Source organism: Paenalicyclobacillus cellulosilyticus (assembly GCF_014647315.1).
Lineage (GTDB): Bacteria > Bacillota > Bacilli > Alicyclobacillales > Alicyclobacillaceae > Alicyclobacillus_J > Alicyclobacillus_J cellulosilyticus.
On record NZ_BMOY01000045.1, the window covers coordinates 1 to 17,938 of the forward strand.

The 17,938-nt window shown below is 66.8% G+C and carries 15 protein-coding genes and 1 pseudogene; 3 read left to right on the forward strand and 13 right to left on the reverse strand.

Annotated features, from left to right (window positions below; genetic code table 11):
- Nucleotides 1–1,253: 2,4-dienoyl-CoA reductase FMN-binding domain-containing protein (locus IEX97_RS11425; RefSeq protein ID WP_229776848.1), on the reverse strand; the 1,253-nt coding region annotated here is incomplete at its 3' end.
- 239 nt (nt 1,254–1,492) lie between these two features.
- Between IEX97_RS11425 and IEX97_RS11430 the strand changes: the two genes are divergently transcribed.
- Both IEX97_RS11430 and IEX97_RS11435 read left to right on the forward strand, forming a co-directional pair.
- Entirely contained in the window at nt 1,493–3,109 is a 1,617-nt protein-coding gene (locus IEX97_RS11430; RefSeq protein WP_229776849.1) for an AMP-binding protein, read from the forward strand.
- On the forward strand, nt 3,106–4,242 hold the full coding sequence (locus IEX97_RS11435) for an acyl-CoA dehydrogenase family protein (RefSeq protein ID WP_188883146.1): 1,137 nt from the start codon (nt 3,106–3,108) through the stop codon (nt 4,240–4,242). The genes IEX97_RS11430 and IEX97_RS11435 overlap by 4 nt, the downstream gene beginning before the upstream one ends.
- An 81-nt stretch (nt 4,243–4,323) precedes the next feature.
- On the opposite strand, the gene IEX97_RS11440 is transcribed toward IEX97_RS11435, so the two are convergent.
- From IEX97_RS11440 to IEX97_RS11460, 5 genes are all read right to left on the reverse strand, one after another.
- Nucleotides 4,324–6,753 carry an MFS transporter gene (locus IEX97_RS11440; protein WP_188883148.1) on the reverse strand — a complete coding sequence of 810 codons (2,430 nt, stop codon included), beginning with the start codon at nt 6,751–6,753 and terminating at the stop codon, nt 4,324–4,326.
- Nucleotides 6,754–6,903: 150 nt separating this feature from the next.
- Nucleotides 6,904–7,233 carry a hypothetical protein gene (locus IEX97_RS11445; RefSeq protein ID WP_188883150.1) on the reverse strand — a complete coding sequence of 110 codons (330 nt, stop codon included), beginning with the start codon at nt 7,231–7,233 and terminating at the stop codon, nt 6,904–6,906.
- Between the two features lie 111 nt (nt 7,234–7,344).
- On the reverse strand, nt 7,345–8,310 hold the full coding sequence (locus IEX97_RS11450) for an aldo/keto reductase (RefSeq protein WP_229776850.1): 966 nt from the start codon (nt 8,308–8,310) through the stop codon (nt 7,345–7,347).
- A gap of 167 nt (nt 8,311–8,477) precedes the next feature.
- Nucleotides 8,478–9,155, reverse strand: a complete 678-nt coding sequence (gene bshB2, locus IEX97_RS11455; RefSeq protein WP_188883153.1) for a bacillithiol biosynthesis deacetylase BshB2 — start codon at nt 9,153–9,155, stop codon at nt 8,478–8,480.
- Nucleotides 9,156–9,255: 100 nt separating this feature from the next.
- Nucleotides 9,256–9,630 carry a YojF family protein gene (locus IEX97_RS11460; protein WP_188883154.1) on the reverse strand — a complete coding sequence of 125 codons (375 nt, stop codon included), beginning with the start codon at nt 9,628–9,630 and terminating at the stop codon, nt 9,256–9,258.
- A gap of 121 nt (nt 9,631–9,751) precedes the next feature.
- On the opposite strand from IEX97_RS11460, the gene IEX97_RS11465 reads away from it, so the two are divergent.
- Nucleotides 9,752–10,900 carry an acyl-CoA dehydrogenase family protein gene (locus tag IEX97_RS11465; protein ID WP_188883155.1) on the forward strand — a complete coding sequence of 383 codons (1,149 nt, stop codon included), beginning with the start codon at nt 9,752–9,754 and terminating at the stop codon, nt 10,898–10,900.
- Between the two features lie 3 nt (nt 10,901–10,903).
- On the opposite strand, the gene IEX97_RS11470 is transcribed toward IEX97_RS11465, so the two are convergent.
- The 7 genes and pseudogenes from IEX97_RS11470 to IEX97_RS11500 all read right to left on the reverse strand — a co-directional run.
- Nucleotides 10,904–11,839, reverse strand: a complete 936-nt coding sequence (locus IEX97_RS11470; protein ID WP_268238341.1) for an SDH family Clp fold serine proteinase — start codon at nt 11,837–11,839, stop codon at nt 10,904–10,906.
- Nucleotides 11,840–11,856: 17 nt separating this feature from the next.
- The gene (locus IEX97_RS11475; protein ID WP_188883157.1) at nt 11,857–12,279 is read right to left on the reverse strand and encodes a DUF1641 domain-containing protein; all 423 of its coding nucleotides are present in this window, start codon (nt 12,277–12,279) and stop codon (nt 11,857–11,859) included.
- Between the two features lie 215 nt (nt 12,280–12,494).
- Nucleotides 12,495–13,421: a homoserine O-acetyltransferase MetA gene (metA, locus tag IEX97_RS11480; RefSeq protein WP_188883158.1), complete on the reverse strand. Its 927-nt coding sequence runs from the start codon at nt 13,419–13,421 to the stop codon at nt 12,495–12,497.
- Between the two features lie 142 nt (nt 13,422–13,563).
- A complete protein-coding gene (locus IEX97_RS11485) occupies nt 13,564–14,508 on the reverse strand; it encodes a glycoside hydrolase family 113 (RefSeq protein WP_188883160.1) in 945 nt (314 codons plus the stop codon).
- Nucleotides 14,509–14,534: 26 nt separating this feature from the next.
- Complete coding sequence (locus IEX97_RS11490) at nt 14,535–15,839, reverse strand: BaiN/RdsA family NAD(P)/FAD-dependent oxidoreductase (RefSeq protein WP_188883162.1); 1,305 nt, start codon at nt 15,837–15,839, stop codon at nt 14,535–14,537.
- On the reverse strand, nt 15,836–17,539 hold the full coding sequence (gene hemZ / locus IEX97_RS11495) for a coproporphyrinogen dehydrogenase HemZ (RefSeq protein WP_188883164.1): 1,704 nt from the start codon (nt 17,537–17,539) through the stop codon (nt 15,836–15,838). The genes IEX97_RS11490 and hemZ overlap by 4 nt, the downstream gene beginning before the upstream one ends.
- 1 nt (nt 17,540) lies before the next feature.
- Nucleotides 17,541–17,938: pseudogene (locus IEX97_RS11500) on the reverse strand (hypothetical protein); the annotation flags it as partial.

Below are 17,938 nucleotides of genomic sequence, written 5' to 3' on the forward strand. Positions count from 1 at the left end.
TGCAGGCGATGCAGACGTTGAGGCCGGCGCGGTCGCCGGAGAGTGCTTTCGCCGCAAACGCCGGGTCCGCCGATCACGGCCACGCGGCGCCGGCGCACGGCCGGGGCTTGCGGCCACAGCGCCTCCTGGCCCGCGCGCGGGTTGACCAGGCAGCTCGCCGGCTGGGGCGGCTGGGCAAAGACGTGATCGAGACACGACTGATTGCAGGCGATGCAGACGTTGAGGCCGGCGCGGTCGCCGGAGAGTGCTTTCGCCGCAAACGCCGGGTCCGCCAGCCACGGGCGCGCCGGCGCGACAAAGTCGGCCCAGCCCTGCGCCACCACCCATTCCGCGACCTCCGGTGTATTGATCCGGTTGGCGGCGATGACCGGCACCCGCACCGCGGCCCGCACCCCTGCCGCCACCGGCGCGAATGCCGCCCGCGGTACGACCGCGGACACCGTCGGCACGCGCGATTCGTGCCAGCCAATGCCCACGTTGAGGGCGTCGACGCCCGCCGCCTCGAGGCTGCGCGCAAACGCGATGGTCTCCTCCCACGCGGTGCTGCCCGGCATGCAGTCGTCGCCCGACATGCGGAAGATGAGCGGAAAGTCCGGCCCGACCGCCTCGCGGATGGCGGCGACCACCTCGAGGGAAAACCGCATCCGGCCCGCCAGGTCTCCGCCGTACGCATCGGTGCGCTGGTTCGTGACGGGGGAGAGGAACTGGTTGAGCAGGTAGCCTTCCGATCCCATCACCTCGACGGCGTCGAATCCGGCCGCGCGGGCGAAGCGGGCGCCCTCCGCGAAGCAGGCCACCGTCTCCGCAATCTCCGCCGCCGACATCTCCCGCGGCGTCTCCCGCGTCAGCCGGCACGGCACCGCACTCGGAGCCACCGGCGGCATTCCGGTCTCGCTCGAAAAGGCGTAACGCCCGGCGTGGAACAACTGCAGCGCAATCCGTCCGCCTTCGGCGTGGACCGCCTCGGCAATCGCCTGCAGTTGGCTGCGGTGGGCGGGATCTGTCAAGCAGAACGTACGATAACCCCCGCCCGCAGGATGGACCGCGGCGCAGCCGGTGATGATGAGCGCGGCTTGCCCGCGGGCGCGCTCAGCGTAAAACGCCTTGAGGCGCGGGAGAAACTCCGGTTCACCCTCCATCGCCAGGTGCATCGCGCCCATCAAGATCCGGTGCGGCAATGCCAGCGATCCAATGCGCCCCGGCCGCGCCAACGCCTTGTACGGAGACGCGCCGGGATGTGTCGTCGCGGTCAAGCGGATTCCTCCTTGTCCCGTGCCCGTATCCCGTAGTCCATATTGCCAGAAGGGCGGGCGGAAAGGAAGGGGCGGCGAAGGGCTAGATTTCGTTGTGTTTTCAGGAAGGCTTTAGTATGATAAGGACGCACATCGGACAAGGAGAGAATGCGCGTGTCGAACACGTTTCCCGTTCGCTGCGCCTGCGCATGCGGCGTGTCCGCGGAGAGGCGCGAGTCTGTCCGGGGAGGAGATGGCCGGTGAACTGGCACCACGTCCCCACCGTCCTCGACAAGCTGGACGAGGCGGCAACACGCTTTCCCGACCGCCTCGCCATCGTCGATCTCAGCGCCAACCCGGTCGTGAAACTCACCTACGGCGAGCTGGACATGTGGGCCAACCGCCTCGCGCAAGGTCTGCTGGACGCTGGTGTCGCACCGGGCGAACACGTCACCTACCAGCTCCCCAACGGATGGGAGTTCGTCGTCCTCACCGTGGCGCTCTGGCGCATCGGGGCCGTGCCCTGCCCGCTGTTGCCGCAACTGCGGGACCGCGAGGTCCGGTTCATCCTGCAATCCTCAGGGGCACGGCGGTTTTTCATCCCGGACGAGTTTCGCAACTTTCGCTACCTCGACATGGTGGAACGCATCCGCGGCGACCTGCCCAACCTCGCAGGCGTGTACGTGCTCGAACAAGCCATCCGCCAACCGGGCGACGTCACGTTCGGCGGCTTGTTGGCGCCCGTACCCGACCTGGCGGCCATCCGCGCCCGGCGGCCGGATCGCCACATGCCGGCGCAGCTGTTCTACACCTCCGGCACCACCGGCGAACCCAAAGGCGTCATCCACACCCATCACACCCTCGCCGTGGCGCTGGCGCTGCACTGCGACACCTTGGGCCTCGGCCCGGAGGACACCGTGTGGATTCCGACGCCGCTCGCGCACCAGACCGGGTTTCTCTACGGGATGATGCTGGCGTTCTTCCTCGGCGCGGCATCGGTGTACCAGGCGGTCTGGAACGTGGACGTCGCCCGCGTCGCCATCGAGGAGTACGGCGTCCGTTTCGTGCAGGCCGCGACCCCGTTCCTGGCGGACCTCACCCGGGCCACGCCGCCGCCGAAGGGTCTGAAGCTGTTTGTGGCCGCAGGGGCAGCCATCCCGCGCCAGTTGGCGTACGACGCCCGCCGCGCCTTGGCGTGCTCCGTCGTGGGCGGATGGGGATCGACCGAGTCGTGCCTGGTGACCGTCGGTTTCCCGGGCGACCCGGAGGAAAAGCTGTGGGGCACCGACGGCCGCGTCATCCCCGGCATGGAGATCAAAATCGTCGATGAACAGGGCAACCCGGTGCCCCCGGGTGTCGAGGGGCGGTTTTTCGTCCGCACGCCGGCGATGTTCGTCGGCTACCTGAACCACCCGGAATGGTACGCGAAGGCGGTCGGGCCGGACGGGTTTTACGACACGGGCGATCTCGCCGTGCAAGACGAGGACGGTTACATCCGCCTGACCGGCCGGCAGAAGGACATCGTCAACCGCGGCGGCGAAAAGGTGCCGGTGGTGGAGGTTGAAAACCTTTTGTACCAGCACCCGAAGGTCCTCGACGTGGCCATCGTCGCCATGCCGGACCCGCGGCTGGTGGAACGCGCTTGTGCGTACGTGGTGCCGAAAAACATGGCAGACCCGCCGACGCTCGCGGAATTGACCGCGTTTTTGCAGGAGAAAGGGACGGCCAAGATCTACTGGCCGGAACGGCTGGAGATCATTGACGCCTTGCCGCGTACCGCGAGCGGCAAGGTCCAGAAGTACAAGCTGCGGGAGATGATTGCCGCCAAGTTGGCGGCCGAGCAAGGCGCATCGCCCGCGAAAGGGGTTCACGCATGAACGAAGCGACGTTTGCGGCATTGAAGCAAGAGGTTTGGGAATACGTGCACGGGCCGCTCATGCAGTGGGGCGAACAGATTGAGGCCACGGGTGAGGTGCCTGCCGCCATCTGGCAGGACCTGCGCGCGCGCGGGTATCTGCGCCTGGCGGCTCCCGAGGCGTTCGGCGGGCGCGGCTTGCCCTTCCCGCAGTACCTCGAACTGCTGGAAATTTTCTCGCGCGCCCACGGATCCATCCGGATGATTGTCCACGTCATGAACGGGATCTGGCGGCCGCTCAACTACCTGGCGGATGACGACATCCGCGCGCGCTGGGTGAAGCCGTGCGTGCAGGGCGAGATCACGGTCGCCTTCACCCTGACCGAGCCCATCGCCGGAACGGGCGCCGACCTGCATACCGCAGCCCGCCGCGTGGGGGACGAATACGTGCTCAACGGCGAGAAATGGCTCATCACCTTCGCCGACGTGGCCGACTACTTCCTGCTCTTCGCCCGCCTGGAGGGCACCACGGGCAGCGAAGGCACGGTGGCGCTCATGGTGCCCCGCGACGCACCCGGCCTCGACATCCAGCTCATGCCGGAGAGCATGGGCCTCACCGGCACCGGGCACGGCCACCTGTATCTGCGCGACTGCCGGGTGCCGGTGGCCAACCGCATCGGCGCCGAGGGAGACGGCCTGGCGGTCGCGCTGCGCGGGTTCCTCGACCCGAGCCGCATCAGCATCGGCATGTCGTGCGTGGGGCTTGCGTCGCGGGCATTCGATCTCGCCGTCGCCCGCAGCAAGGAGCGCGTGACGTTCGGCAAGCCGCTTTGCCAGCGGCAGGTCATCCAGATGTACATCGCCGAGATGGCGACCGACATCGAGGCGGCGCGGCAGCTCGTGCTGCATGCGGCGCGGGTGTATGATTCCGGCCAGCCGGCGACGCACCTGTCGGCCATGGCGAAGCTGTACGGCCTCGAAATGCTGCAGCGGGTGACCGACCGGGCCATCCAGATCTTCGGCGGCATCGGTTACTTCAAGCCGATGGAAATCGAACGCATCTACCGCGACGCGCGGGCGCAGCGGTTTGAAGAAGGCACCGCCGAGATCCAGAAGGCGGTCATCGCCCGCCACGTGCTCGGCACGGCCAAGTAAGCGGTGAACACAATGCACAGGACGCGCGGTCAGATCCCCTGTCCCGGCGAGAAGTTGGGACAGGGGATCTTGCTGCTCATGTCAGCCTCGGCGAATCCCTTCCTCTTCCGCCGGCTCTCCCGCCTCCCGGCCTCCTGCTGACGCCGCTTGGACCGTGTCCTGGAGCGCCTGGAGGAGCCACGCGGAGATGTCGGGCACGTGCGGAAAGCGCGGATCGGTATGCACGGGGCCGAGCCGGTAAACATCCCCTTCCCGCACCAGGATGCCCCGGCGCACCATCCCGCGCAGGGTGCGCCGCACCGTCCGCTGCAACCCCCGGCGCAACTCCGGTACCACAGAGACCGTGGGCGGGAGTTGTGCGATGTACCGGGCCACCCCCGCCGCGATGTCGGAAGCCGTCATCCGGGCTGACGTCCCCCCGGGCCCGGATCCGTCCGGCCGGAGCAGCACGTGCAACACCACCTGGCTCGGGGTCACCGGCCGGCTGGCCCGCAGCATCCGCAACAGGTCCGCCCCACGCGGCACGGACAGAATCCGCACCCAGACGCCCAGCCTGCGGAAGGCGAACGGATCGTACGTGAGGGCGGCGATGAAATGGTGTTCCGCACGGGCGAACAGCGGGCCGAACGCCATGCGAAAGCGATGGACATAGCCGTCCGGGCTGTAGCGGCCTTCCGGCGTCAGGAACAAAGTGCCTCCCGCTTCGACGAGCCGGATGAGCTCCGCCAGCTGGGCCGAGATCTGCGATCGCGCCGCCCTGCGCACCGCGCTCCGGTACGGCTCGCGCAGGTCGACGAGCGACGCGGGCGCCTGGGCGCGCACAAAGGCGGGGTAGCGCCAGACCGCGGAGAGCGGAGCGTCTTCCGGCAACCCGAGCCGCGCCACCGCGTCCGGGGTGAACACCTTCCCCAGCGGCAGGTCGCCTGCCGTCCGCCGCACCTCGTCGGCGTAACTGGCGAGCGGCCGGGACAACGGCTGGTTCTCGATGGGGCGTACGCCCACCCGCCAGAACAAACCGCGCAGGTTGATCCCGCACAGCCATCGTGCGAGGCCGGGAAAGCGCACGGCGAGGAATCCCGGCTCAAACAGGCGCTGGGAAGCGGCGAAATACACAGGCTTACGCCATGGCCCGCCGAACGTCAGCCAGGCCGGCAAGATCATGCCGTCGAAGTCGTGGAGGTGGTTGGCGACGACCAGGGTCGAACCGCGCCTGCGCGGCAGCCTCCCTTCGACGCGAACACGGCAGAGTGCCGTCACCGCGGCACGGATGATGCTGGCGATGAGGAGGCGCAGCGCCACAAGCGACCAAGGGTGGCCGGCGGGCCGCCCCACCCGCAGCGCCGCGGCACCGCCCGCGGCCAGGCTCAGGCCGGCGAGCACGAACAATGCCTGGTATCCCGTGGCCGGGCGAGCGAACAGGCCGAGGAGCCACGATCCGACCATCGGCGCGATGACCGCGGGCAGCGTGGACGCCACGCCCCAGACACCGAGATCGCGGGCGGTGCGGCGGCGGTCAGGCAGCACATCGACCGTGAGCGCCCAGCCGGTCGACAAAAATGCGCCATAACCCAGGCCGAACGACACCGCAAACACGTACAGCCATGCGGGACGCTGCAAAAACGCAAACCCTGCCGCGGCGAAGGCCATCGGCAGACAGGAACCGGCCACCACCCACCGCCGCGGGACGCGGTCAGACAGACGCCCCATGCCGACGCTCGCGGCGACGGCGCCGGCGAGCGCCAGCGTGGCCACGCCGGACGTGCTCGCCACCGGATTGCGCACACGCAACACGTCGCTGAAGTAATACATCACGAACGTCATGAGCAAGGTCATGCCGAAGGTGACAAACGCCTGGGACAAAAAGACGCGGATGAAATCGCGGTCGCGGGGGCGGCGCGCCCGTTTGGCGGGAGGGTCCGCGGCGGTTGCACCGTGCGCTGCCCGGGGTTCCCGGACGTACAGCGTCACCGCCATCCCGCACAACATCGCGAGCGCCATCCACAGGATGACGGTACGGGGACCGAGGATGCCCGCCAAGACCAAGCCGCCGATGTTGCCGAGCAGGGTGGCCGCGCCTTGTCCGCCCGCCGCCACACCGCGCGCCTCAGCCGGCACCACGTCCGACCACAAAGCTTGGTACCCGGCGCTGGTGATGCCTTGACCGAGGAAGGAGACGAAAAACGCACCTATCCACAAAGCCAGTTGTGGAGAGGCATACATGGCGAACAAACCCAAGGCATTGAGCAGTCCGCCGGCCAGGATGAACGGCCGCCGGCTGCCGCCGCGCGCCTTGACGGCGTCGGAAGCGTAGCCGGTAACGACCGGTACGACCATGGACACGAACGAGCTGGCCGCAGCCAAGAGACCGAGAAGTTGCGTATGGCGTCCGCCAGCCAGACTGCGCAAGGCGGCGGGCACCACCACCGTCATCAGGGCGGACGTATGAAAACTGATAGAGAACGCATACACATTGACAGCCAACCACGCACGAGCGCGAAAGGCGTGCGCCATCCCACGCATCCCTCCGGAACGGTGTCTGCCCACGCCTGCCGGCGCCCATGTTCGTTCGCGGCTGCTATCTGCTTGGCTCGCACCGCCATCCCCGGTACGGGGGCGGTCGGATCGGCTGCGGTGCACGGCGGCGGTGCGAGCTGCTTCACGTCAGCGGATGCGCAGATAGATGCGCAGGTGTTCCCACGCGCGCCTCGCCGTATCGTCGTCGTCAAAGCGAATGTGGCAGTCGTCTCCGTCCACGCGCAGCGTGTACCCGGCGAAGCCGCGGCTCGCGAGGAACGCGTCGAGATCGCGCGCGATATCCGACAACGGCCCGAGCAACACCTTGCGCCCGGCGAACTCCCCGTTGACAAACACCTCATACTGGTCGTGGGCCAATTTGGTGGTGAAATCCTCCGCATCCTGGGTTACGAACGGCGGCACTGGCCCGGCCGCTTCTCCAACCGGACCGCCGTTCATCCATGGACCGTTTGGCATGGTTGCATGACTCCCTCCGCGCCCCGCGCACACGGCGCAGGGAATGGATGCTTCCTGTCAGGGACAGCATCCCCGCCTGGCGGCTGAAGCATGCACCGCTTCTTCCCGTGTTCAATGGGGTGTGGGTGCCGCTTCGGGCAACAGCCCCTCGCGCTTCAAGGCGGACCATAGCTCAACCGGGACGGGCGTGCGCAGCATCTCGATGTTCTCCGCCAGTTCCGCCTCGGAACGGGCGCCGGTGAGCACGGAGGCCACGGCCGGATGCGCGAGCGGAAACTGCAGCGCCGCCGCCTTGAGCGGTACACCGAAGCGCTTGCAGACGGTGTCGAGGCGGCGTGCCTTCTCCACCCACGCCGCGGGCGCCGGCGCATAGTTGAACATGGGCCGCTCTGCCCAGGGATCCGCGAGGATGCCGCTGTTGAGCGGCCCGCCGATGAAGATGGAGATGCCGCGCTCCGCCGCGAGCGGCATCAGGTCCGCCAAGGCTGACTGGTCGAGCAGGGTGTAACGTCCTGCGAGCAGAAAGCAGTCGAACTCACCCTCCTCTGCGAACCGGGTGAGCATCGCCGATTGATTCATCCCCGCGCCGATGGCGCGTACAAGCCCTTGGCGCTTCAACTCGCGCAGCGCCTTGTACGCCCCGGCCATCGCTTCGGCGTAGTGAAAATCCGGGTCGTGGATGTGCAGAATGTCCACGCGGTCGACCCGGAGCCGCCGCAGGCTCGCCTCGAACGACCGCATAACCCCGTCGTAAGAATAATCCCGTGCTTCGGCCGGCACGGTGATGTCACCCGGCTCATCCGGGATGGCGTAACCCACCTTCGTCGCGAGGACAAAAGCGTCCCGCGGCAATTGCGGGAGAATTTCTCCCAACCGCTGCTCCGCCAACCCTTTGCCGTACAGAGGCGCGGTATCGAAAAAGTTCACGCCAGCGGAAAACGCTGCGCGTACCGTCTGTACGGCCTGTTCGGTCGAGACCGGTTCGTACAAGTAACCGAGTGCCGCCGTGCCCAGTCCAAGGCGGCTGACATACAATCCGGTGCGGCCGATTGGCACCTTTTCGGCGTGATGGACCACGCACATTCCCCGCTTCCTGATTCAGATTGGCGCGTTCATCCCGGTCTGTTCCTGCCGCAGCGCGCATTTCCATCATACCACGGACCATCCCGCCGCGATGACGCGGGAGCGTGCCAGGGAGAGCTTCCGTGGCAGAGCCATTCCATAGGATGGCATGACGGGCATCCTCATTCATCCACGCGATAAATCCAATACCGCTCCACGCTGAGGTTGCGCTCGAACTCCTCTTTCACCTTCGGGTCTTTGGCCGCCTCTTCCTCCAGGCGCTTGAACATCCCTTCCGTCTGCGACCGGTGCGCGCGCATCGCCGCCAGCTTCACGTCGAGGACGCTGCGGACGTCGAGGACGATGTCCGGCGGGCCAAGTACGGCCTCGGCGTTGCGCGTCACCGGCGAGGCGTGGATCACCGGCCGCTCGTCGCGCGGCAGACGCCGCACCGCCCGCACCACCGCCGCGGCGAGGGCGTCGTGATCGGGATGCACGCCGTGGCCGGGGTAATACGTCATGATGACCGATGGCTGCACCTCGCGGATGACCGCTTCAATCCGGTCGGCCAACGCGTCTTCATCTTCAAACTCGAGGGTTTTGTCGCGCAGATGCAGGAGGCGCAGGTCGCCAATGCCCAAGATCCGGCACGCTTCGCGCAGTTCGCGCTCCCGGATTTGCGGCAGCGTCTCCCGGTTCGCGAAAAGCGGCCGACCCATGTTGCGTCCCATCTCGCCGAGCGTAGCACAGATGAGCGTGACCGGCACGCCTTGACGGGTGTACAGGGCCACCGCGCCCGCCTTGCCCAACGTCTCGTCGTCCGGATGCGGAAAGATCAACAGCACGTGCTTCGTGTTCACCGCCCCATCAGGCCTCCTCCCTGGCCATCGTGCCTCTTTTGCACCACCCGTCCGGTCGTGCTCCCAAAACCGGCGCGTTCCCCGTGCGTTCCCCGCACCTTCACCGTTTTGCTTCGCCCAAGCCGCCGACCGGAAACGGGTGACGGCTCAGTTGCAGCGCAACCGCCAAACGTCCTTCCCCATCGTGACCGGCCAAGAGCAGGCGGCCCTGTGCGTCGAGCTCCCAGTCGGTCAAGCCCTCCGCGTAGACCCAGCCGTCCGCAAGCTTCAGGCCCACCCGGTACGGGCCGCTTCCTGTGATGCGCCCGCGCTCGTAGCGGATCCTGCCGTTGCGGATATAGGCGCACACCGCCATCGGTGCCTCATTGCGCAATGCAGCGTACGCACCGTTGGTCGTTTCAAGGTGCAGGTAGACGTCTTGCTGCGCGAACTCGTCCAACGCGCGTTGGACCGCCGCGATCTCGATGGGCTGCATGACCCTCACTCCCTACCACATCGTCCGCACACGTGGAACATGATACCACGTTGCACATGTATAATCGAAGCGAGTGGAACGCCCATGCGGCGAAGTGACCTCACAGACGGGGAGTGTCGAGATGGACGAACGGCAGTTTGCTGCCCTCAGGCAGGAGGTGGCGGCCTACGTCGCCGGCCCGGCGCAAAGATGGGCCAAGGAGATTGAACAAAGCGGCTCTGTGCCGAGAGCGGTGTGGACAGACCTGGCGGAACGGGGTTTTCTGCGCCTCACCGCGCCGCGCGCGTACGGCGGCTTGGGTCTGCCGTTCGCGCAGTATTTGGAGCTGCTCGAACGGTTCTCCCAGATGCACGGGTCGCTGCGGGTCATCGTCCACGTGATGAACGGCATCTGGCGCAGCATCGACCACCTGGCCACGCCGGAACAGCGGGATCGCTTCGTCAAACCGCTCGTTGCGGGTCAACTCATCGCCACCTTCACGCTGACCGAACCGCATTCCGGCTCGGGCAGCGACATCAAGACGAGCGCGCGCCGCGAAGGCGATGCATACGTGATCGATGGCGAAAAGTGGATGATCATCTTCTCCGACGTGGCCGATTACTTCCTGTTGTTTTGCCGGCTCGCGGGGACAGAGGGCGGGGAAGGGACGCTCGCGCTGATGGTCCCGCGCGATGCGCCGGGGTTGGAAATCCGGCCGATGGCGCCGGCCATGGGCGTGCGCGGGACACAACACGCCCACCTGGTGTTGCGGGGTTGCCGCGTGCCGGTGGCCAACCGGCTCGGGGACGAAGGGGACGGCCTCACCGTCGCGTTCACCGGCTTTCTCGACCCGAGCCGCACCGCCGTCGGGATGACGTGCGTCGGCCTGGCACAGCGGGCGTTCGATCTCGCCGTCGCCCACGCCAAGCGCCGCGTCACGTTCGGCCAACCGTTGGCCAAGCGGCAGATCATCCAGGCGTACTTGGCGGAGATGGCGACCGACATCGAGGCGGCGCGCCAGCTCTGCCTGTACGCGGCGCGCGAGTTCGATGCCGGCAGGCCCATCACCCACCTGGCGGCGATGGCCAAACTTCAAGGGACCGAGATGCTCCAGCGCGTGACCGACAAGGCGCTGCAGATTCACGGCGGCAACGGGTATTTCAAATCGAGCGAGATCGAACGCATCTACCGCGACGCCCGCATGCAGCGGTTTGAAGAAGGGACGAGCGAGATCCAAAAGATGGTCATCGCCCGCCACGCCTTGCAGCGGCCACAGCGGCCTGTGCCTTGACCGTCACCGCCCGGACGGCCGCTGCCGGCCGTCGTACGGCGCCGGGATGTACTGCACGCTCGGACGGCGCTGCGGCGGCTGCGGGTACAACTCCATCAGTTCGTACACCTCGCGCGGCATGCCGACCCGCACCGGCAAACCAAACGCCCGCACCTCGTCGACCGGGATGGGGTAGTCGTGCGTCCAGCGGCCGCTCGAGAGCAGCCGTGCGAGTTGCTCCGCCTGTTCGGCCGGCATTTTGCCGCGCAGGCGCTCCGCGACAAACCGCTCCACCTGCGCCATGGCCTTGCGCGCCATGTCGGCGAGAATCAGCGTCTCGTCCCGCAACTCCGCCACCGGCTTGCGTTCCACCGCATCGAGAATGGAGGCTGCCGGATATTGGCCGAGTTGCGGATCGACCGGCCCGAGCACCGCGTTCTGGTCCATGACAATCTCGTCGGCCGCCAGGGCGATGAGCGTCCCGCCCGACATCGCGTAGTGGGGGACGAACACCGTCACCTTCGCCGGGTGCTGGTCGAGCGCCAGCGCGATTTGTTCGGAAGCGAGCACCAAACCGCCCGGCGTGTGCAGGATGAGGTCGATGGGCATCGTGTCGGGCGTCATCCGGATGGCACGCAGAACCTGTTCCGAGTCGTCGACCGAGATGTAGTTGTGCAACGGGATACCGAGAAAACTGATGGTCTCCTGGCGGTGGATGAGGGTGATGACGCGCGTCCCGCGCCGCCGCTCCAAGCGCCGGATGGCGTGCAGGCGTTGCATGTGCAGCCACTGTTGGCGCCAGACCGGCAACATGGTCCAAATAAAAAAGAGGATCCAAAACCACATCGCACGCACGCTCGCCTTCGTCGCTCGTCGGATGCGTGCAGTATGCGTTGTCCCCTTGGACAATATGCAGGCTGTGCCGAAGACAGCGATGCCGCCCAAGGTTTTGGGCGGCATGAGGCGTTTGGCCTGTGTCAACGCTGGGCCGGCGCTTGTTCGCTGCGCTCCGCGAGCACGGACAACAGCGCGTGCAAGAAGCGCAGGTTCTTCTGCACGGTGGGGTCCTTGAGCAGGCGCAGCAGGGTGAACAGGCCGACCTTGGTGTGGTCTTGGGCTGCACGCGCGCGGGCTTCCTGAATGACGGCCATGCCCTCCTTGACCTTGTCCTGGATGGGCTGGGTCTTTTCCTTCAGCAGGTCCGTGGCCGCCTGCAACATCTCGCCGTCGGTCAATGCGGCCTCGGCCACGTCGCACAGCTTGCCAAGAACCGTAAGCATCTTTGCCAGCTTCGGCAACTGTTCCAGCACCGTCGTCAACGCTTCCTGCGTCTCGGGCTGCAGCAAGAGGTCCTCCAGGTCAACCTGCGCGTTGCGCGCGGGTGTCGCGACGTTCGCCATGTCGATCATGCCTCCCAGGTGAGCGACTCGCAGAATGTAGGATGTGCGCAGGCGCCGCAAATACTCTGGTTGAGCAGCGCGCAGATGTTTCCGCGGACACACCGGAACCATCATAACGCAACCTGCCGGGAGCTTCCACAGCCCCGCGCAGGCACGGGACGCGCAGGATGGTTCCCCTTTGCGCGTGCCGGGCGGCGACAGGCCGCGGGAGCCGGCTACTCCGCGTCGCGGCCGATGGCGTCGAGGTCATACGGCGTGACTTGGTACACGTAGTAGTTCAGCCAGTTGGAAAACAGCAGATACGCGTGCGAGCGCCAGTTGTGCACCGGCCGGCGCGTCGGATCGTCGTTCGGGAAGTAGTTTTTCGGCAGCTGGATGGCGAGCCCCTTCGCCAGGTCGCGCTCATACTCTTCTTTCAGGGTCAGGCAGTCGTACTCCGAATGACCGGTCACGAAGATCTGGCGGCCGGTCTGGTCGGTGACGATGTAGACGCCCGCCTCGTCCGACTCGGAGACCAACACCAACTCCGGCACGCGCAGAATGTCCTCCCGCCGCACCTCCGAATGACGCGAGTGCGGCGCCAGGTACCCTTCGTCGAAGCCGCGCACCAGCGGAATGTCGACGAGGATGTTGTGGGAGAAGACACCGAACATCTTCTGCGGCAGCGGGTACTTCGGGATGCCGTAGTGGTAATAGAGCCCCGCCTGCGCCCCCCAGCAGATGTGCAAGGTGGAGGTCACGTGGCGCTTCGTCCACTCCATGATCTCCGTGAGCTCCTGCCAATAGTTCACCGCTTCGAACGGCAGGTGCTCGATGGGCGCCCCGGTGATGATCATCCCGTCGAAGTTCTGGTGCCGGATCTCCGGGAAGGTGGTATAAAACATCGCCAAATGGCGCTCGGACGTGTTCTTCGGTTCATGCGTCGCCATTCGGAGCAGCGTGATCTCCACCTGCAGCGGCGTATTGCCGAGCAGGCGCAACAGCTGCGTCTCCGTCGTCTCCTTGATGGGCATCAGGTTGAGAATGACGATTTTGAGCGGCCGGATGTCCTGATGGAACGCCCGGTCGTACCCCATCACGAAGACGCCTTCCTGCTCCAATATGGCGCGCGCCGGCAGTTCATCCGGAATCTTGATCGGCATGGTGGGTCGACTCCTTTGCTCGCCAACGCCGCGTCCGCCCTGCGCATCCGCGGCGGCGCTTCATACGAGGTGGTGCATATCGGCGGATGCCATCATCCATAAGATACATTGTAGCATTGGCGGCAAGGGGTACCGCTGACCATCACGGCCGGCTCTGGTAATAGGCGCGCACCGTCGCCTCCGCCGTCTTGCCGTAGATGCAGTACCCGTCGTCGCGCGGCGCCTGCTCGCGCGGATAGAGGCGCGCGGGCCAGTCCCAGAGCATGTAACCGTGGAACCAAGGCTTGCCGTCCAGTTTCGCGAACATCGCCCGGTAGAACCGGTCTTGCTCCTCCATGCTCGGCGGCCCTTGGTGCGTCCAGTCGTTTGGGTAGCGCAGGCTCCCCTTGCGGCTCGGGCATCCGGTCTCCATAAAGAAAAACGGCTTCTGTTCCCGCGCCACGACCTGCTCGATCGCCGCGATCCGCTCGTCCCACCGCTCCGGGGCGTAGTACCCGCTGGCGGAGATGACGTCCACCGCGTCCCACCAGCGGACGCGCTCCTCCTGGTACTTGTCGCAGTTGTACGTGACAAGGCCGGTATACACCGCACGCACCTTGGCGATGAGCGCCCGCCACTCCCGCTCCCGCTTGTCCGCCTGCACCATCTCGCAGCCGACGCAGAACATCTCGCATCCGGTCGCTTCGGCGATGCGCGCGTAATGAAGGATAAACCGCTCATAACTCGCGAACCACTGGCCCCATGTAGGCTCGCCCGGGACGTCGTGATCGAAAAAGCAGATGTGGGCGCGCCACGTCCCGTTTTTACAGTTGACCACTGGCTTGAGGCATACCTTGAGCCCGAGCGCGTGCGCCGTCTCCACCGCCCAGACGACCTCTTCGTCGGTGACGGTCGGCGGTTCTTCAAAACGGATCTCGGTCGCCTGCGGGTGGTCCTGCAGCGCGGAAAACGCGACGGCCGTCCAGTTCACGCCCAAGCGGTCCACCATCTCCCGCAGCGACGCTTCGGCCTCCGGCGTCTTCCAAGTGCCGCGGATCCCGGGCCAGCCCCACGTCATGCCCTTGATGAATTCGAGCGTAGCCGCCATGCTTCTTCCTCCTGTCGTGCAAGGTTTCACGGCCGCACGGCCGCGGAAAGCGCGTACGCCGCAGCGCTCGTACCGGCCGCATGCCCGGTCGAGAAGGCCACCGTGATGTTGTAGCCGCCCGTGTGGGCGTGCACGTCCATCACTTCGCCGGCGAAAAAAAGCCCCCGGCATTTCTTCGACATCATCGTCTTGGGATCGATCTCTTTCACCGAGACGCCGCCGCCCGTGACGGTCGCCTGCGTAAGCGGCAGCGTCCCTGTGACAGGCACGACAAACGCCTTGATCTGCCGCACGACGCAATGGGCGGCAGCATGGGACAGGTTCGCCACCTGCATCGTCCCATCCTCCCCGGCGCAGCGCAGCACCACCGCGGCGAGGCGATCCGGCAGCAGACGCGCCAGCACGGTGGCCAGCTGTTTGCGCGGAGCCGCCCGCCGCGCCTCCGCCAGCGTCTCAAGCCACGCCTCGTGATCCATCGCCGGAGTCAGGTCGATCTCGCCCCGCAGCACCTGCCCGGGTTCACGCCGCAGGGCGATGGAGACGTAGTGGCTGGCGCGCAGCGCGGCCGGGCCGCTTACGCCGAAGTGGGTGAACAGGAGGTCGCCGTGTTCCGTCGTCAGGCGCCGGCCGCGGGCGTCGTACACGGAAAGCGCGATGTCGCGCAGTGAAATGCCTTGCAAGGCGCGGTCGCGGATGAACCAGGCGTCGCTCGTGAGCGGCACCTCGACCGGGTACGGATCGACGATGGTGTGGCCGACCGCCCGCGCCCACGGGTACGCATCGCCGGTGCTCCCGGTCGCCGGCACGCTGCAGCCGCCGGTGGCGACGACGACCGCCCGCGCGGGGATGACCCCCGTATCGACACGGACGCCGCGGACCACGAAGCCGTCTCCCGCCGGCTCCGTCCACAACCCGCGCACCGGTGTGTTGAGCCGCACCTCGGCGCCGAGGTCGCGGACGTGATGAACCAACGCCCGCACGACCGTGACAGCCTTGTCTGACACTGGAAACACCCGGCCGTGATCCTCTTCTTTCAAGCGGATGCCGAGCCGCTCGAAGAACGCCATCACGTCCTGGTTGGAGAAGCGGGTGAGGGCCGAGTACAAGAACCGACCGTTCCCCGGGATGTTCTGCATCAATTCGGGCAGCGGCTTGGCGTTGGTCACGTTGCAGCGGCCGCCGCCGGAGATGGCGAGCTTGCGGCCGAGTTTGGCCCCTTTCTCCAGGAGCAGGACGCGCGCGCCGGCGGATCGCGCCGCGACGGACGCCATCAATCCGGCCGGGCCGCCCCCGACGACCAACACGTCCCACCCTCCGTGGCCGCCGTTCATCGCAACCCTCCGTCCGGATCCCGCCCGGCCGCGATGGCCGCCAGCACGGGCCGCAGGACCGTCTCCTTGCGGCGGATCACGTCGTCGATGGTCTCGACATACACCCTCGGTTCCCGCGGGTTGGCGAAACGGCCGCAGACTTTGCCGCCCGGCCCAATCAGCTTGGTCACCGCCCCACCTCCGATGCCGATGATGGTCTGCCGCTCCTCCATGATGGCGATGTTGTACACGCTCTCCTTGCCCGGCAAGGCGAGCCCGACGTTCTCCAGGTTGCCGAGGATGTCCTTTTGCCGGTAGAGGTAATACGGTCGATAGCCGTGCTCCCGGAGGAACGCCATCGCCTCGTCCATCATCCGGCGCACCGTCGCATCGTCCGGGACGGCGTCCCGCACACCCGCTTCGCGCACCGGTGCCGCGCGTTTGAACGACAAGGTGTGCACCGTGACGGCGTCCGGGCCAAGCGCCGCAATCCTGGCCAGGGTGTGCCGCACGTCCGCCACCGTCTCTCCCGGGAGGCCGAGGATGATGTCCATGTTGATGTTGGCAAAACCGGCCTTGCGCGCCGCCAGAAACCGGTGGTCCACCATCTCCGGGGTGTGCCCGCGCCCGATGGCCCGGAGCGTCTGTCGCCGGTAGGTCTGCGGATTGACGCTCACCCGGTCCACCCCGAAGCGCCGCATCACCTGCAGCCGGTCCGGGGAGATGGTGTCCGGCCGTCCGGCCTCCACGGTGAACTCCCGCCACCGTCCGAATCCGGGGATGTGCTCGCACAGCGCAGAAAGCAACATCTCCAGCTCATGCGCGCGCAGGCTGGTCGGCGTGCCGCCCCCGACGTAGACGCTCGTCACCGGAATGCCATACGCGCGCAGCATGCGGCCGGCGTGATCGATCTCTTTGCATAGGGCGGATAAGAACGCCTCCGCGTACGCCGCCTTCTCGGTCATCGCATACGCCGGAAACGTGCAGTACGCACAGTGGGTAGGGCAAAACGGGATGCCGACGTAGACGCTCACCTCGCGGTCGAGCTGGTCCAGGTCGGGCACCGCGGCCAGCTCCGCCGCCGCCGTCTCCACCATCAGGTCGATTCGCTCCGGCGCAATGAGGTAGTCGTCCGCCAGCGCGGTCCGGATGCGCGTCCAATCCCAGCCCTGCCGCCGCATCTGGTGCAAGACCTTCAACGGCCGGATGCCGGTGAGGATTCCCCACGGCTGGCCGCGGCCCAACCACGCCGCCAGCACCTGGTGCAACACGTGGAGCACCGCCTGTTTGCTGCGGCGACGCAGGGTGATGTCATCCGCGGTCTGCGGCATGGCACGATGGTGGCGCGCCTGATAGGTCACGCCCGCCACACGCAGGAAACCGGCCGCCACGACGCCGTCCGCGCTGACGCGCGCCTGCAGCGAGATGTCCACGTCCACGGTTTCCACGTCCACGGTTTCCACGTCCACGGTTTCCACGTCCACGGTGGCGCCCAACGCAGGTTCGTCCGCGCATACCACGCGAGCATGCGGCAAAAACAGGCGTACCATCCGTTCCGCTTCGCGTGCGCAGGAACAGCCGGCGATGGCGACGCGCACCACCTGCTTTGCGTCCGCCCGCGCGCGCAGGTTGCCTTCATCCACGCCTGCCTGCTGCGCGTACCCGGCGACATTCCGTTCGCCGCCGTCTCGTTGCGCCGGCCTGGGCGCTTCGCTCGTCATGTTACGCATCGTCTCCTTCATACGAGGCATCAATCACCCGAGAGGACGGCTGTGCCTGCTCGCGCCGTTTCGCGATTTGGATGGCCTGGATGAGGATGTCCATGTCGCGCTGCATTTCGGCACATTGCTGCTCCGCGTACGCACGCTGTTTCTCCACCCGCTCAATCTCGCGCTCCTTGCGCTCGACTTCCTGCAGCAGCGCCTCCCGTTCGCGCCGCAACTCCGCCACCTGGCGCGCCAACGCCCCGTCCTCGTCGATGATCTCCACTTGTTGCAAATAGCGGATGAGCTGCTGTTTGGTGATCCGCGCCGCTCCCGCCGCATCCGCGCGCCGCGGCGCGGTCGGCGCGCCGGCTTGCGCACCAGGGCCGGCCGGCACCTCATCGCCAGCCGCCGCTG